This window comes from uncultured Roseobacter sp. (genome assembly GCF_947496515.1).
Classification (GTDB): domain Bacteria; phylum Pseudomonadota; class Alphaproteobacteria; order Rhodobacterales; family Rhodobacteraceae; genus Roseobacter.
Map to the genome: position 1 here is coordinate 201,353 of NZ_CANMDB010000005.1, position 16,214 is coordinate 217,566.

Below are 16,214 nucleotides of genomic sequence, written 5' to 3' on the forward strand. Positions count from 1 at the left end.
CCTATTCACACATAAAGACAGTCGCGGATCAGCCTCAGCCCGCGCGTTGTCTTTTGCAGTGGGGCCACCATGGCGACCCTGATGTATCCCTTGCCCGGGTTCTCTCCCGCGCCGTCCTGCGCCAGATAACTGCCGGGCAGCACCCGCACACCTGTCTCGCGCCACAGCTTGATGGCCGCAGCCTCATCGTCTTCGACCGGCAGCCACAGAAAGAAGCCCGCCTCTGGCGGCGCATAGCCCGGCACATTGCCAAAAATCCGGTCGGCCACGTCATATTTCTGCCGGTAGAGCGCCCGGTTCTCGATCACATGCGCATCATCGTCCCACAGGGCAGCGGCAGCGGCCTGCAAGGGCAACGGCAGTGGTGCGCCTGCGTAGTTCCGCAATTGCTTGATCTCGGCCATGCTGCGCGCGCCCGTCGCCACAAAGCCCGACCTCAGCCCGGGCAGGTTCGAGCGTTTGGACAGCGAATGAAAGACCACGATGCGGTTACGATCGGCGCTCAGCTCATCTGCGACCTGCAACGCGCCGACAGGCGGTGTGTCGCGGTAGATCTCGGCATAGCATTCGTCCGCAAAGATCTTGAAATCATGTTGTTCCGCCAGCCCGATCAGCGTCCGCCAGTACGCGGCATCTGCCACCGCGCCCTGAGGGTTCGCCGGCGAACAGATATAGACGGCCGTCGTGCGTCTCAGCGTATCTTCCGGCAGGGCCGCGACATCCGGCAGGTGACCCGTTTCGACAGTAGCGGGGACAAAGACGGGCTCCGCCGCGACCGACAGCGCCGCGATGGCATAGACCTGATAGAAGGGGTTCGGCATGAGTATCGCGGGCCACGCGCCGTTCTTACGCTCAGGGCACAGCGCCATGGCGGCGTTATAGAGCCCCTCGCGCGTGCCATTGAGCGCCATCACCTCGGTCGCCTCGTCCAGCGCAACTCCATACCGCCGCTGCATGAAACCGCAAATCGCCGCCCGCAGCTCGGGCGAGGCGTCATTCGGCGGGTAGCTGTTAAATCCGGCGGCGTTCTTCGAAATCACCTCCGTCACCCAGGGCGGAAAGGCGTGTTTCGGCTCACCGATGGTCATGTGGATGGGTGCACCGCCACCCTCGTGCACGTCCAGAAGCCCGCGCAAACGCGGCCATACATGCGCCTGAAGGTTCGAAAACCGCTCGGGATACATCATCAACACTGCCTCAGATCGGGATCATTCACGTCCCGTTTCGGTCAGGATACCCGGGCCGAGCCGCTGCGTCCAGAAAAACGCCCCGCTTTGTCGGCAGTTGTGGCTTTTAGGGCGTTTCAGTCTGATCCGAACAAAGCGTCTAACTCAGCGCGCGCTCGACCGCCGCACCGGTGCGCAGCAACGCCTCCTCACGCCCCGGCCCCGCCATCAGCATCATTCCGCAGCTGGGCACCCCTGTCGGCAGGCTCAGGGCGCAAAGGCCCATCAGGTTGCCGATGCGCGTGTTGCGCAGCGCCAGCAGATTTTCTGTCACGTAATAGTCGTGGTCGGTGGTGAGCCGCGCGAGGTTCGGCGGCAGAATCGGCGCAGTCGGCAGCAGCACCGCGTCATAAGCAGACGCGGCCGCAGCATAGGCCGCCCGTGCGCGGTCGATCACCTGCCAGGCCGCAACGTAATCGGGCCCGCTGTGGTTTCGCCCAAGGCGAAACCGCTCGCAGATTTCATGGTACATCGCATCGGGGTTCGCCTCTATCACATCACGCCATAGCCCGTAGGCCTCGGAGGTATACAAACACGTGGTCTGCGCCATCGCCTCCTCGACCTCGGGCACGGAAATCCGGTCAATCCGCGCACCTGCGTCCTGCAACTTGCGCCGCGCGCCTTCAAAGGCTGTCATGGGGTCCTCCCGCACATCGCTCAGCGCGACCGTCTCCAGCACCGCAAAACGCTGATACGCAAGACTGGCCCCCGTCAGATCCGCGGCTTTCCCGCCTTCGAGGGCGGCGAGCAGCAGCCCTGCGTCCTCCACCGACCGGCAGAGCGGCCCGACCGTGTCAAACCGCAGCGCCAGCGGCACCACACCATCCAGACTGAGCCTGCCGGAGGTTGTCTTGAGCCCTACCAGATCATTCCACGCAGAGGGAATGCGAACCGAACCGCCCGTGTCAGACCCGATCCCCGCTGGTGCCAGACCAAAGGCCACCGACGCCGCAGCCCCCGAGGACGACCCCCCCGGCACCGCGCCAGCGTCGTTCACGCAGGGAGGGGTGCTGGTACTGGGATTATGGCCCAGACCGGAGAACGCCAATTCCGACATATGTGTTTTCCCAAGGCATATCAGGCCCATGGCCGTCGCATTGGCCAGCACACGGGCATCGCGCTCCGGCACCCGCCCTGCGAGCAGCTTTGAACCCGCCTCGGTCCCGACCCAAGCGGTATCGAACAGATCCTTCCAGCTGACGGGCACCCCATCGAGCGGCCCGCGCCGTTGCCCGTTTCGCGCCCGCTGTGCGGCGGCCAGCGCCTCGGCCCGCGCCCGTGCCGCCGTGCTGCGCGCATAGATCCGGTCGCGCAGCGCGTGCCCGCCGATCGCATCCAGATAGGTCTCTGTCAGCGCGACGGGGTCAATCTCGCCCGATCCGATGCCGCGCCCCAGATCCGCCGCCGTCCAGCTCAACCACTCCTGCATATGCGCCCCCTTCTGCGTCGCGCGACGGTAGCGACGCAAACGCGCATGGACAATCCCCTGCCCCGCGCCCTATGTCAGCCTCATGTCAGAGGCATGCGATATCATCATTGTGGGCGGCGGGTTGAACGGGCCCACGCTGGCGCTTGCACTGGCGAGCGCCGGACAGCGGGTGACGCTGATCGACGCGCTGCCGCTCGGTACCCGCACCGACGCAGGGTTTGACGGACGATCCTACGCCCTCGCGCTGACCTCGGCCCGGCTGATGGAGGCGCTCGGGCTATGGGAGACGCTGTCGGAGACGGCCCAGCCCATGCTCGACATCAAGGTAAGCGATGGTCGCGCGGGCGAGGGTCCCGCACCCTTCTTCATGCATTTTGACCACGCGGAGATCGAAGAAGGCCCGATGGGCTACATGGTCGAGGATCGCCACATCCGCCCCACCCTGCTGGCTGCCCTGAACGACACCCCCGAGATCCACCAGATCCACGGTGATGCGGTTGTCGCACAACAGGTAGATGCCGGTGGCGTCGAGGTCACGCTGGCGTCGGGCAAGACGCTTCAGGGGCAGCTGCTCGTCGGGTGCGACGGACGCGGATCGGGCACAGCCGAACGTGCCGGGATCCACCGTATCGGCTGGACCTATGCGCAAACGGCGCTGGTTTGCGCCGTCGGTCACGAACACCACCACAACGGCGTTGCGCATCAGTTCTTCATGCCGCCGGGGCCGCTGGCCATCCTGCCGCTGACGGGCAACCGCGCCTCCATCGTATGGAGCGAGACAACGGAAAACGCCCGCGCAATCAACGCCTTGCCGGACGCTGAGTACATCGATGTTCTCCGGCCCCGCTTTGGCAGCTTTCTGGGTGAGATCGAATTGCTCGGCGCGCGCTACACCTACCCGCTGTCGCTGTCGCTGGCGAGCGCGCTGGTCGCGCCGCGCGTGGCGTTGGTGGGCGATGCAGCCCACGGGATCCACCCCATCGCGGGGCAGGGTCTGAACGCCGGGCTGCGGGATGTGGCCGCCTTGGCCGAGGTCGTGGCCGATGCCGCGCGGCGTGGCGAGGCGATTGGTGCTGCCCCTGTGCTGAGCCGCTACCAGACCTGGCGCCGTTTTGACAACACGGCACTGGCGCTCGCCACTGACAGCTTCAACAGGCTCTTTTCAAACGACAATTCCGTTCTGCGTGGGCTCCGCGATGTCGGGATGGGGCTGATCAATCACTGGCCCGGCGCGCGCCGCAGCTTTATCCGGGAGGCCGCGGGGCTGAACGGTGATCTGCCGCGGCTGCTGCGGGGGCTGCCAGTCTGAGCGGCGTCAGTCCAGAACGCGGGCCTCGTCCACCAGCATGATCGGGATCCCGTTTCGGATCGCATAAGCCAGACCGGCGCTATCGGACACCAACTCCTGCCGCTCGGCGTCATAGCGTAAAGTATTGTGGCTACGCGGGCAGATCAGCGCCTCCAGCATCCGGCGATCAAAAGCCGCAAGTTCTTCGGGGGCAGAGGGATCATCGCTCATTGTATCATCTCGCTCTCGCTGCCGCCCCTCAGCTGATATTCGATCAGAGTCACGAGCGTCTCGCGCCGCGTGGGCAGCGACGGCGCTTCCAGTAGAGCCTGCTTATCCTCGGGATCGAACTCCAGCATCATCGACAACGAGTTGATCAGCAATTCGTCATCCGCCTCTTTCAGGGTATCCCAATCAGCCGACAGCTGACGCGCGTCGAAATAGCGCCCGAGCAGGTCCATGAAGACATGACGATCAAAGGTCTTGTCCGTCTCATCCGGCCCCAGATCACGGTCGAACCCGTCCCATTTCACCTCGCACCGGCGGTAGGGGGTGAAACCCTCGACCTCCTTTACCACGCGAAATCGCGACACGCCGCCCAGCGTGATCAGGTATCGCCCATCCTCTGTTTCGGAAAATTGCGTGACCCGGCCCGCGCATCCGATGGTGTGCAGCCCGTTGCCATTGCGACCGGGCACCTCATTGGGCTGGATCATCCCGATGAGCCGCGCCGGCGTCTTGAGAGCGTCTTCGAGCATCTGCAGATAGCGGGGTTCAAAGATGTGCAGCGGCAATCGCGAGCGCGGCAAAAGCAGTGCTCCGGCCAAAGGAAAGATCGCAATCGTATCGGGGAGCTCGGCGGCTTTTATCATGCCTTGCGACGTAGCCCGGCGGCCCCGTCAGGCAAATATCATCGAGCTTAGTTTACGGCGTCCGTTCAGCATCACCGGATCATTTGGCTTCAGCGCATCGAAGATCGTGAAAAGCTGGGTTTTGGCGGCCCCGTCGTTCCAGTCCCGGTCACGACCGAAAAGGATGAGCAGCTCGTCCACCGCCCCTTCCACATCGCCGTTGGCATGCAGCGCCAGTGCCAGGTCAAATCGGGACTGGTGATCGTCAGGGTTGGCCGTCACCGCGGCCTTCAGCTCTCCCACCGGGCCCGCATCCTGAGCCTGCCGCGCCAGTTCCAGCTGTGCGTGCGCGGCTTCAAGCTCGGGTGCGGCAGAAATCTCCGCGGGGGCACCGTTCAGGATCGCTTCGGCCTGATCGAGATCGCCCAGGGCAATATGGGCGCGCACCATGCCACCGTAGGCGGCCGCATGATTGGGATCCTCTCCCAGCACAGCAGCAAAGGTCTGCGCCGCGTCCGTGACGGCCCCTTCGGCCAGCATCTCTTCGGCGGCAGCGACGGCATCGGCCAGCCCGTCACCGGGGGCTTCACCGCCGGCAGCCTTGACCACCCGGTCGATGAACGCCTTGATTTCGGACTGCGGTACCGCGCCCTGAAATCCGTCGATCGGTTGCCCCTTGTGAAAGGCGTAGACGGTCGGGATCGACTGGATCTGCAACTGACCCGCGATCATCTGTGCCTCGTCCACGTTGATCTTGACCATCTTCACCGCCCCCTTGGCGCCGCGCACGGCGTCCTCAAGCTGGGGCCCGAGTGTCTTGCAGGGGCCGCACCACGGCGCCCAGAAATCAACGATGACCGGTGTGGTCTGCGACACCTCCACGACGTCGGCCATGAAACTCGCCTCGGTCGTGTCCTTGATCAGATCATCCGCAGGGGCAGTGCTCAGGTTAAGATCCATCATGTCATCGTCCCTTCAGGTTGCGTCCGCTCTTATATGGGAGAGCGGGGGCTGATTCAAAGGTCAAAACACGCAAAGACCGGTGCATGATCGCTGGGCTTTTCCCAACCGCGCGCGGCGCGCAGGATCCGGCTGGAATGGGCAGCGGCGCCGATGTCGGCACTGGCCCAGATATGATCCAGCCGTCGCCCCTTGTCTGCGGCATCCCAGTCGCGCGCGCGGTAGGACCACCAACTGTAAAGCTGCCCTTCGGGGATATCGCGCCGCGTGACATCCTGCCATCCGCCCGCCTCCTGCACCTGACCCAGATGCTCGACTTCGATAGGCGTGTGGCTGACCACCTTGAGCAGCTTCTTGTGATCCCACACGTCATCCTCGCGCGGCGCGATGTTGAGATCGCCCACGAGGATGGATTTTTCGGGCTGGTTCCCGCCGAACCAGTCCCGCATTTCGGTCAGGTAATCGAGCTTCTGGCCGAATTTCTCGTTGACCGTACGGTCTGCCACATCGCCCCCCGCGGGCACGTAGAAATTATGCACCGTCACGCCATTCTCCATTTGCCCTGCGATATGGCGTGCGTGGCCGAGGCTGGCAAAGTCGTGCGCGCCGACTTCGGTCATCGGCAGTTTCGACAGGATCGCGACACCGTTATACCCCTTTTGGCCGCGGGCGATCATGTGGCTGTAGCCTGCCGCGGCAAAAGCCTCCGCAGGGATCTTGTCCACCGGGCTCTTGCACTCCTGAAGGCAGAGCACGTCCGGGGTTTCCTCGGCCAGTAGCTTCAGCACAAGCTCCGCGCGGAGCCGTACTGAGTTGATGTTCCAGGTTGCCAGAGTAAAGGCCATATGCGTGCTCCCGATCCACTCGGGCGCACCCTAGCGCGAGCGGATGCGGGCCGCCATGCGCAAACCGATGAAAGCGGAAGTATCCAGTCGGGAAAGCCACCACCTCCGATCTTGAAGGTGAGCGTCCAACAGTATTGCTAGAGCGCCGCCCGTTTTTGCGACAAGCAAACCGTTGGTTTGACCGGGGAGGAAGGATGCTGTGCAACAGTGCCTGTTGCGCAGGTGCTTTGAGCGGGGCGGTGTGCCTCACGTGAAAGATCAGAAGCGGTAGCTGGTGCTGAGCTGTCATCCGCCCCGCAAAAAAAGACCGGGCACAAGGCCCGGCCAAGTCCAACAGGGAGGTGCATGCCATAACCCGGGCATACGCGGGATCTTTGATCTAGAAGGGCTACCAACGACCCTACCGCCATATTAGCGCCCAAATGGTTAACAAAAACCCAACGTTTTACGACATAAGACGATATCCGCCAGATTCGGTCACCAAAAGCCGCGCATTCGAGGGATCAGGCTCGATTTTTTGCCGCAAACGGTAAATATGTGTCTCCAGCGTGTGGGTCGTCACCCCGGCATTGTAGCCCCATACCTCGTGCAGCAGCACGTCGCGCGGCACCACACCATCATTGGAGCGGTAGAGAAATTTCAGGATGTTGGTCTCTTTTTCGGTCAGCCGGACCTTCTTGTCGTCTTCGGTCACCAGCATCTTCATCGAGGGCTTGAAGGTGTAGTGGCCCAGCTGGAAGACCGCGTCCTCCGATTGTTCATGCTGACGCAGCTGTGCGCGGATCCGCGCCAGCAGGACCGGAAACTTGAAGGGCTTGCTGACGTAGTCATTGGCGCCCGCATCCAGCCCCAGGATCGTATCGGCGTCGCTGTCATGTCCGGTGAGCATCAGGATCGGGCTCTTCACCCCCTGCTTGCGCATCAGACGACACAGCTCGCGCCCGTCGGTATCCGGCAACCCGACATCGAGTATGACCAGATCATACAGCGCCTCTTTCGCGCGGGTCATCGCCTCGGACCCGTTTGCGGCCTCGAAAACGTCGAAATCCTCGGTCATGATCAACTGTTCGCTCAACGCTTCGCGCAGGTCGTCGTCGTCGTCGACTAAGAGTATTTTCTTTAACTGTGCCATCGGCTTTCTCCGCTTCGTTCCAACAGAAATGTGATGTGCACCCCTGTCGTGCAAGCGCTGCGCGATATCTTTCACGCGCTCGTGTGCGAGGGACGGTCAATTGTTTCAAATCCCGCTGAATTAGCCTAGATCAGGCTGGGAACAGACAGGATTTGTAACAAGATGTGCATCGGCCCCGATATCACAGAGCTTTTGGCCCGCGCGCGTGCAGATCTGCGGATGGGCGTGCCCGTGGTCCTTGACGGGCCCGCACCGGTGTTGGTGGCTGCTGCGGAGACCTTGGGACAGGCGCAGTTCGACGCCCTGGCCAGGTTGCCCGGTGGCATGGTCATGGCTATCACGGCCCGCCGGGCGGAGACCCTGAAAGCCCGCGCCTACGACGGTGATCTTGCCCGGATCATCCTGCCGGATGGCGCGGATCTGGCCTGGCTCCAGAGCATTGCCGATCCTGCGGATGATCTGATGCAGCCCATGAAAGGACCGCTCGCCTGTGCCCGCGATGGAGACGCCGGCGCCCACCGCGCGGCTCTGACCCTCGTGAAATCGGCGCGATTGCTTCCCGCAGCCCTGGTCGCCAGCTTGGACGATGGCGCAGACACGGCGGCGCGCAACCAGTTGACCTGCCTGCCACTGGCAGAGGCGCGTACCCATCTGGATCAGCGCAGCCCCTTGCATTCCGTGGTCAGCGGGCGCCTGCCCATGACCGTATCCGAGGCCGGGCGCCTGCATGTATTTCGCCCAAAGGATGGCGGCGAAGAGCATTACGCGGTCGAGGTAGGCCGCCCGGACCGGGCACAGCCCGTGCTGGCCCGGCTGCATTCAGCCTGCTTCACCGGCGATCTGCTCGGTTCGCTCAAATGCGATTGCGGTCCTCAGCTGCGTGCCGCTCTGGCACAAATGGGCGCGGAGGGATCTGGCGTGCTGCTTTACCTCAATCAGGAAGGGCGCGGCATTGGCCTCGCCAACAAGATGCGCGCCTACTCCCTGCAGGATCAGGGCTTTGACACGGTCGAGGCCAATCACCGGCTAGGGTTCGAGGATGACGAGCGTGACTTTCGGCTGGGCGCAGACATCCTGACCTCTCTGGGGTTTTCCAAGGTGCGGCTGCTGACGAACAACCCGCGCAAGGTCGAGATGATGCAGAGCTGCGGCATCGAGGTGGCGGAGCGTGTGCCGCTTGCTGTCGGTGAGAACCGCCACAACGCAGCATATCTGGCAACGAAGGCGGCCAAATCGGGGCATCTGCTGTGAACCACGATGATATGGTGCTGACGCCGCGCGGGCTGCGGTTTCAGGGTCGGATCTACCCCTGCACCATCGGCAAGGGTGGGGTCAGCGCCCGTAAGGTCGAAGGCGACGGGGCGACACCGGTCGGCATCCACAGGATCGTTGGCATGCTCTACCGGCCAGACCGCATGGCGCGGCCCGCGGATTGGGCGCTGCCGCTCCGGCCCGGCGATCTGTGGTCGGATGATCCGGATGATCCGGATTACAATATGATGGTGCGCGCGCCCTATACCGCCAGCCACGAGAGGCTGCGGCGGGCCGATCCGCTCTATGATCTGATCTTGCTGACCGACTGGAACTGGCCCTATGCGGTCAAGGGGCGCGGCTCCGCGATCTTCATCCACCAATACCGCCGTCCCGGTTATCCCACGGAGGGGTGCATCGGGCTGGCCCGGGATCATCTGAGGCAAGTCGCAGCCCGGATCCGCTTTTCCACCCGGCTCGTCGTTCCCGAGACGGGCTGATCCGCCTCTATCCCGTTGTCCGCGCCCCGAAAATAGCGGAGCCGACGCGCACATGGGTTGCACCAAGCGCGATCGCCTTTTCGAAGTCACCGCTCATCCCCATGCTGAGCCCTTCCAGACCGTTGCGCGCGGCGATCTTGGCGAGCAGCGCGAAATGCAGCGAGGCTTCTTCCTCCACCGGCGGAATGCACATCAGACCGGCGACCGGCAGATCCATGGACCGGCAGTCCTTGACGAAATCGTCTGCGTCCGTGGGGAGCACCCCTGCCTTCTGCGGCTCCTCGCCGGTGTTCACCTGGACAAACAGCGCCGGACAATGGCCCAGCTCCTGCGCCAGCCGCGCGAAGCTCTTGGCCAGCTTGGGCCGGTCGAGCGAATGGATTGCCTGAAAGAGCTCAAACGACTGCCGCGCCTTGTTGCTTTGCAGCGGGCCGATCAGATGCAGATCAACGTTTGGGTAGGTTTCGCGGAACGCGGGCCATTTCCCCGCGGCCTCCTGCACGCGGTTCTCACCAAAGGTGCGGTGCCCTTCGGCCAAGACCGCCTCGACCCGTTCATTCGGCTGCACTTTGGAGACCGCGATCAGATTGACCGATCCCGGCGCGCGCCCAGCCGAGGTCTCTGCCGCCGCGATCCGGTCCGCTATCTCACCAAGTGCCATGTCGCCCCCGCTTCTGTACCTTCCACAAGATAAATGCTCGTTGAAAAAGAAAAGGGGCAGACCCGAAGGTCCGCCCCAATCTTGTCGTATGTCGTTCGACTTAGAAGTCGAAACGCACACCCAGGTCGCCGCGAGCGTCGCCCGCGCTGTCTTCACCAACACCACCGCGCAGGGTCACACCACCGCCGAGGTTGTGACGGAAACCAACCGAGTAAGCCGTGTCGTTGTCGTCTTCGCCGTTATCGCTGACAACAAAACGCAAATCTGTCGCTGCGCTAAGGTCGTAGCCGAGACCAATACCAAACGCTGTGTCAAAGTTGTCGCGATCAGTGTCTGCGATCAACAGATCGTATGTGATTGCGCCGGCCGAACCGTGCAAACCAATTGCGGCAAACTCTTCGTCTTCAGCACCGTCAATCTCCAGCTCACCATAAGCAGCACCGATTTTCAGGTTGCTGTTGATCTGGTAACCGACACCGATCTGCCACTCTTCATCCGCATCGTCTTCTGCGTTTGTTGTGTAAGAGGCCGCAAATGTGAAAGCATCAACCGCGTAACGCGCTTTGATTGTCGGAGCAACGCTCTCGTCACCTGTGCCGAAGCCGGAAACTGGCAAGCCGAAGCCGCTCGAAATCTCACCAAAGTCGGTCAAGCCAACGCCGGTGTTACCGAAATAGTCGATCACGTCACCGGAGTCGAGAACATCGGATGTGTTACCGACGTCCAGACGGAAGCCTCCGGACTCAACGTTGAATTCTGCCGCGCTGTTTTCAGCAACGCCGCCATTACCAACTTCATCGTCGTCGCCGCTGTCGTCAGACTGGAAACGGATCCGCGCACCGAACTGAACGCCGCCATCGGTTGTGTTGAGAACGCTTACGTTCAGACGGAATCGCTGCTCGATCCGTGTGCTGCTGCTATCTGTGCTGTCTGTATCTTGATACACCAGACCAAAGCGGCCGTACCCGTCGAATGTCACTTCGGCAGAGTCGTTGCCGTTCACAACGTCAGCGCCTACTACGCTCGCGGTCGCGATCAGCGCCGTCGATGCGATAAGGAGTTTTTTCATATTCTGACCCTCAGGTTAAAAGATTGCCAAGACCGGCGTTTCCAGCCTCGGAATGATCAGAGCTATAGTCGCTTCCGCTCCGAGATCTCAAGAGCGCGGCAAGGAGTGTAAACGCTTTCGGACTAGCTGATGCTTGATTGCCACACCCTGCATGCGGGCCTGCATCACACCCCGGGCAAGGTCGGTTTTCGACCGCTTGCCGGGCCTATTCTTTTTAAGTATCGTCGCGCCGAAACGAAAAGGGAAATGGCAGGCATGAGCAAGTATAAGGTGACGCGGTTTGCGGGGGTCTTGCTGCTCGCCATCACCATGGGGGCCTGCAGCCAGGAACCCCTGACAGAGGCCGAACAACAACAGCTCGATGAGCGGTTTGACCCGCGGTTTCGGGGACGCGAAGGCGACGAGCGCGATACGACGACCATTTGGGAAGCCTTCAGCCGTCGCGACGCGGAAACCAGTGTCGCCGTCAACAAATACATCTGGTCCGCCTCGCTGGAGGTGCTGGACTTCCTCCCTGTACAGTCCGTCGATCCGTTCACCGGCGTGATCATCACCGGGTTCGGCACCCCGCCGGGCGGCGGGCGCTCCTACCGCGCGACGGTGCTGATCAACGATCCCGCGCTTGACGCCCGCTCGCTCAATCTGGCGCTGCAGACCCAGGGTGGCCCGGCCAGTGCAGCCACCGTGCGCGCGGTCGAAGACGCGATTCTCAGCCGGGCACGGCAACTGCGCATCGCGGACGGCAGGCTCTGACGCGCAACCGCCCCACAACCGACCCCCTTTTTTCGCGCCGGGCACCGTGACGACAAACGGCTCCCGGCGCGGTCATGTTAAAGAGGATGCAGACATGACCCGCTACACTCCCGCCGAGATCGAGGCCCGCTGGCAAGAGGTCTGGTCCCGCGACGCGGTCTTTGAGGCCGTGCGCAGCGCGGATAAGCCGAAATACTATGTGCTGGAGATGTTTCCCTACCCCTCGGGCCGCATCCATATGGGGCACGTGCGAAACTACACCATGGGCGACGTGATCGCGCGCTACAAGATCGCGACCGGTCACAGCGTCTTGCACCCCATGGGATGGGACGCCTTTGGAATGCCCGCTGAGAACGCCGCGATGGCCATCGGCGGCCACCCCAAGGACTGGACCTACGGCAACATCGCCGACATGCGCGATCAGATGAAGCCTCTAGGCCTCTCAATCGACTGGTCACGCGAATTCGCCACCTGCGATGTCGACTATTACGGCCAGCAACAATCGCTGTTTCTGGATTTCCTCGAGGCAGGCCTCGTTTATCGCAAGAACGCTGTGGTGAACTGGGATCCGGTGGATATGACCGTGCTGGCCAACGAGCAGGTGGAGCAGGGGCGCGGCTGGCGCTCCGGCGCCTTGGTGGAACGGCGGGAACTGACGCAGTGGTTCTTCAAGATTTCCGATTACTCGGAAGACCTGCTGGAGGCGCTGGATCGCCTTGAGAACTGGCCCGCCAAGGTGCGGCTGATGCAGGAGAACTGGATCGGGCGCTCGCGCGGACTGCAATTCGCCTTCTCCACCATCGACGCGCCCGACGGCCACGACAGGATCGACGTCTATACCACCCGTCCCGATACGTTGCTGGGAGCGTCCTTCGTCGGGATCTCGCCGGATCACCCGCTCGCCAAAGTGCTGGAGCGCGACAATCCGGAGGTCGCGGCCTTCTGCGCGGAATGCCGCCAGATCGGCACCACGGAAGAGGCCATCGAGACCGCCGAAAAGCGGGGGCTCGATACCGGCATCCGGGTGCGCCATCCCTTTGATACTGCACATGAACTGCCCGTCTATATCGCCAACTTCATCCTGATGGACTACGGCACGGGCGCGATCTTTGGCTGTCCGGCGCACGACCAACGGGATTTCGAGTTTGCGACCAAATACGATCTGCCGATCATCTCGACCTACCTGCCCTCCGAAGACAGTGACGAGACGTTGAGCGAAGCCTACGTCCCTGCCAAAACGGAGCCGGTCTTTTACAATCGCGGCTTTGCGGGCGAGGCGCATCAGACCGGGCTGGAGGCCATCGACGCAGCCATTGAGTTCTGCGAGCAGAACGGGATCGGGCAGGGGGTGACCAAGTACCGCCTGCGGGACTGGGGGTTGTCGCGGCAGCGCTACTGGGGCTGCCCTATTCCGGTGGTGCATTGCACGGTCTGTGGCGTGGTGCCCGAAAAGAAAGAGAACCTGCCGATCGAGCTGCCTTATGACGTCAGCTTTGACCAGCCCGGCAATCCGCTCGACCGGCACCCGACCTGGCGCGACTGCGACTGCCCGTCCTGCGGCAGACCAGCAAAGCGCGAGACCGACACGATGGACACCTTCGTGGACAGCTCGTGGTATTTCGCGCGGTTCACCGCGCCGGGTGCCGACACACCGACTGTCATGGAAGACGCGGCCTACTGGATGAACGTCGATCAATACATCGGCGGCGTCGAGCACGCGATTCTCCACCTGCTCTATTCGCGGTTCTTCGCGCGGGCCATGCAGATCACCGGACATCTGCCCCAGAGCGCCATCGAGCCCTTCGATGCGCTCTTTACCCAGGGGATGGTGACCCATGAGATCTACCAGACCCGCGATGACAAGGGCCGACCGGTCTATCACCTGCCCGAGGACGTCACCGACGGCAAGCTGGCGGATGGCTCGGACGTCGAGATCATCCCCTCCGCCAAGATGTCCAAGTCCAAGAAAAATGTGGTGGACCCGATCAACATCATCTCCGCCTATGGCGCCGATACCGCGCGCTGGTTCGTGCTGTCCGACAGCCCGCCCGAACGGGATGTGGAGTGGACGGCGAGCGGCGCGGAGGCGGCCTTCAAGCATCTTTCCCGCGTCTGGAACCTCTGTGACCGCATCGGTGCGATGGACAAGGGGTCGGGCGGTCAGGGCGACGCAGAGCTGCTTCGCGCCATGCATCTGTGCATCCACGATGTGACCATGGGGATTGAGAGCTTTGGCTTCAACGCGGCGATTGCCAAGCTCTATGCGTTCACCGCCACGCTGCAAAAGTCCAAAGCCAGCCACGCTGCCCAACGCGAGGCGGTGATGACACTGGCGCAGCTGATGTCGCCCATGACCCCGCATCTGGCCGAAGACATCTGGGCGCATCAGGGCGGCGAGGGATTGATTACCACCGCTCCCTGGCCCGTGGCCGACGCGGCGATGCTGGTCTCCGACACGGTGACGCTGCCCATTCAGGTCAACGGCAAGCGCCGAGCCGAGATCACCGTGCCAGCGGATCTGCCCAAGGAAGAGGTTGAAAAAGCCGCGCTTGCCGATCAGGCTGTGCTCAGAACGCTTGATGGGGCAGTGCCGAAAAAGGTGATCGTGGTGCCGGGACGGATCGTGAATGTCGTCGTCTGAAACAAACCCGCTTTTGCGGCGCATCAGCCGTCGCGGCGTCCTCGTGATGTTGCCACTGGCCCTGGGGGCCTGCGGCTTTACCGCTGTCTACGCGCCGGGCGGTACTGGCTCGACGCTGCGCGGCAACGTGACGGTGAACGAGCCCGGCAGCCGGAGCGCCTTTTTGCTGACCAGACGGCTGGAGGAAACGCTGGGCAGGTCCGTCCAGCCGGCCTACCGGCTGAATGTCTCCGTGAGTTCGCGCACCGAAGGGCTGGCCTTCAGCCGTGCGGGGAGCATCACCCGGTACAATCTGATCGGAACCGCTGATTACGCATTGGTAGAGGTCGCCACTGGTCAGGTGATGATGTCCGGCGATGTCGAGAATTTCACCGGCTACTCGGCCACCGGCACCAACGTGGCGACCCTGGCCGCGCGGCGCGATGCGGAACAGCGGGTCATGGTGTTGCTGGCCGATCAGATCACCACCCGTCTGCTGGCCTCAGATCTGTCATGAAGCTGTCCACGCGGGACGCGAACGCGTATTTCGCCAAACCGGACCGCGACAGGCTTGGCCTGCTGATCTACGGCAGCGATGCCATGCGGGTCGCTCTCAAACGGCAGGAAGTGCTGGCCAATCTGCTGGGCGCGGGCGCCGAGGAGGAGATGCGGCTCGCCCGGATGACCGGCGCGGATATCCGCAAGGACCCCGCCCGGCTGCTCGATGCGGTAAAGGCCGTGGGGTTCTTTCCCGGCGCCCGCGCGGTCTTTGTCGAAGACGCCAATGAGTTAGCGGCACCGGCGATCCTCGCAGCGCTCGAGGACTGGCAGCCCGGGGATGCGCAGATCATCGTCAGCGCGGGCGCGCTCAAGCCTACCTCCAAGCTGCGCAAGGCTTTCGAGGCGCATCGCGAAACATATGCAGTGGGCATCTACGACAACCCGCCCACCCGCGATGAGATCGAGGCCCAGCTGCGCGCAGCGGGTCTGGCATCGGTGCCGGGCGATGCGATGGCCGCTCTCACCGATCTGGCGCAGGCGCTGGACCCCGGAGATTTCCGGCAGATGGTGGAGAAGCTGGCGCTTTACAAGCTGGGGGACGAGACCGCGCTTGATCCCGCGGATATCGCTGCCTGCGCGCCGACCTCCACGGAAGCGGATGTGGACGATGTTCTGATGGTCGTGGCCGATGCCCGCGCGGCAGAGATCGGACCGGTGATGCAGCGGGTGGTGGCCCAGGGCGCGACGCCGGTGGGTCTGTGCATCGGCGCGATGCGGCACTTTCGGGCGTTGCACAGGGCCGCCAGCGATACCAGCGGTCGGCCCCAGATATTCGGCCCCAACCGTGAGCGGATGCTGGCGCAATCGCGTCGTTGGGGGGCCGCGCGACTGGAGACCGCCATTCAGTTGCTGACCGATACGGATCTGACCTTGCGCTCTGCCGGGCAGAATGCGCCTGGCATGGCTCTGGTAGAGCGGACATTTATCCGGCTGGCGATGCTGGGCGCGCGCTAGGGCCTCTTCGCCGCGCGGGGCTTTTCGGGAAAGGTTGATGGGTCGGGGCATTGCCCCGTCGCCGCACCGGCGGCACGCGTCGCGTCTTGAGTTTATTTGGCAAGATGAAAGAGC

16 protein-coding genes are annotated in these 16,214 nt (G+C 63.1%); 7 read left to right on the plus strand and 9 right to left on the minus strand.

The window, feature by feature from the left end; all coding sequences use genetic code 11:
• Positions 1–5: 5 nt before the first annotated feature.
• Both Q1A53_RS11515 and Q1A53_RS11520 read right to left on the minus strand, forming a co-directional pair.
• Entirely contained in the window at positions 6–1,184 is a 1,179-nt protein-coding gene (locus Q1A53_RS11515) for an aminotransferase class I/II-fold pyridoxal phosphate-dependent enzyme (RefSeq protein WP_299966796.1), read from the minus strand.
• Between the two features lie 142 nt (positions 1,185–1,326).
• Positions 1,327–2,655, minus strand: a complete 1,329-nt coding sequence (locus Q1A53_RS11520) for an amidase family protein (RefSeq protein WP_299966542.1) — start codon at positions 2,653–2,655, stop codon at positions 1,327–1,329.
• An 82-nt stretch (positions 2,656–2,737) separates the two neighbouring features.
• Here Q1A53_RS11520 and Q1A53_RS11525 point away from each other — a divergent pair, with 82 nt between their 5' ends.
• On the plus strand, positions 2,738–3,964 hold the full coding sequence (locus Q1A53_RS11525; RefSeq protein WP_299966544.1) for an FAD-dependent monooxygenase: 1,227 nt from the start codon (positions 2,738–2,740) through the stop codon (positions 3,962–3,964).
• A gap of 6 nt (positions 3,965–3,970) precedes the next feature.
• On the opposite strand, the gene Q1A53_RS11530 is transcribed toward Q1A53_RS11525, so the two are convergent.
• The 5 genes from Q1A53_RS11530 to Q1A53_RS11550 all read right to left on the minus strand — a co-directional run bounded on the left by Q1A53_RS11530 (position 3,971) and on the right by Q1A53_RS11550 (position 7,731).
• Entirely contained in the window at positions 3,971–4,174 is a 204-nt protein-coding gene (locus Q1A53_RS11530; protein ID WP_299966546.1) for a Trm112 family protein, read from the minus strand.
• The gene (locus Q1A53_RS11535; RefSeq protein ID WP_299966548.1) at positions 4,171–4,815 is read right to left on the minus strand and encodes an LON peptidase substrate-binding domain-containing protein; all 645 of its coding nucleotides are present in this window, start codon (positions 4,813–4,815) and stop codon (positions 4,171–4,173) included. The genes Q1A53_RS11530 and Q1A53_RS11535 overlap by 4 nt, the downstream gene beginning before the upstream one ends.
• A 27-nt stretch (positions 4,816–4,842) precedes the next feature.
• Entirely contained in the window at positions 4,843–5,757 is a 915-nt protein-coding gene (gene trxA, locus Q1A53_RS11540; RefSeq protein WP_299966551.1) for a thioredoxin, read from the minus strand.
• Positions 5,758–5,810: 53 nt separating this feature from the next.
• Complete coding sequence (locus Q1A53_RS11545; RefSeq protein ID WP_299966553.1) at positions 5,811–6,599, minus strand: exodeoxyribonuclease III; 789 nt, start codon at positions 6,597–6,599, stop codon at positions 5,811–5,813.
• A 445-nt stretch (positions 6,600–7,044) separates the two neighbouring features.
• Complete coding sequence (locus Q1A53_RS11550) at positions 7,045–7,731, minus strand: response regulator transcription factor (RefSeq protein ID WP_299966799.1); 687 nt, start codon at positions 7,729–7,731, stop codon at positions 7,045–7,047.
• 162 nt (positions 7,732–7,893) lie between these two features.
• Here Q1A53_RS11550 and ribA point away from each other — a divergent pair, with 162 nt between their 5' ends.
• Together ribA and Q1A53_RS11560 are read left to right on the plus strand one after the other, a co-directional pair.
• Positions 7,894–8,982, plus strand: coding sequence for a GTP cyclohydrolase II (gene ribA, locus Q1A53_RS11555; protein WP_299966555.1), 1,089 nt, complete (start codon positions 7,894–7,896; stop codon positions 8,980–8,982).
• Complete coding sequence (locus tag Q1A53_RS11560; protein WP_299966557.1) at positions 8,979–9,482, plus strand: L,D-transpeptidase family protein; 504 nt, start codon at positions 8,979–8,981, stop codon at positions 9,480–9,482. The genes ribA and Q1A53_RS11560 overlap by 4 nt, the downstream gene beginning before the upstream one ends.
• 7 nt (positions 9,483–9,489) lie before the next feature.
• Here Q1A53_RS11560 and Q1A53_RS11565 read toward each other — a convergent pair whose 3' ends face one another.
• Positions 9,490–10,143 carry a YggS family pyridoxal phosphate-dependent enzyme gene (locus tag Q1A53_RS11565; protein WP_299966559.1) on the minus strand — a complete coding sequence of 218 codons (654 nt, stop codon included), beginning with the start codon at positions 10,141–10,143 and terminating at the stop codon, positions 9,490–9,492.
• Between the two features lie 100 nt (positions 10,144–10,243).
• Entirely contained in the window at positions 10,244–11,212 is a 969-nt protein-coding gene (locus Q1A53_RS11570; protein WP_299966561.1) for a porin, read from the minus strand.
• A gap of 255 nt (positions 11,213–11,467) precedes the next feature.
• Here Q1A53_RS11570 and Q1A53_RS11575 point away from each other — a divergent pair, with 255 nt between their 5' ends.
• The 4 genes from Q1A53_RS11575 (at position 11,468) to holA (ending at position 16,100) form a co-directional block, all read left to right on the plus strand.
• Positions 11,468–11,965, plus strand: coding sequence for a DUF3576 domain-containing protein (locus tag Q1A53_RS11575; RefSeq protein ID WP_299966563.1), 498 nt, complete (start codon positions 11,468–11,470; stop codon positions 11,963–11,965).
• 94 nt (positions 11,966–12,059) lie between these two features.
• Complete coding sequence (gene leuS, locus Q1A53_RS11580) at positions 12,060–14,606, plus strand: leucine--tRNA ligase (protein ID WP_299966565.1); 2,547 nt, start codon at positions 12,060–12,062, stop codon at positions 14,604–14,606.
• Complete coding sequence (lptE, locus tag Q1A53_RS11585; protein ID WP_299966567.1) at positions 14,593–15,102, plus strand: LPS assembly lipoprotein LptE; 510 nt, start codon at positions 14,593–14,595, stop codon at positions 15,100–15,102. The genes leuS and lptE overlap by 14 nt, the downstream gene beginning before the upstream one ends.
• Positions 15,099–16,100 (plus strand): DNA polymerase III subunit delta, encoded by a 1,002-nt coding sequence (holA, locus tag Q1A53_RS11590; RefSeq protein WP_299966569.1) that lies wholly within the window; start codon positions 15,099–15,101, stop codon positions 16,098–16,100. Before lptE ends, holA begins: the two co-directional genes overlap by 4 nt.
• Positions 16,101–16,214 lie beyond the last annotated feature (114 nt).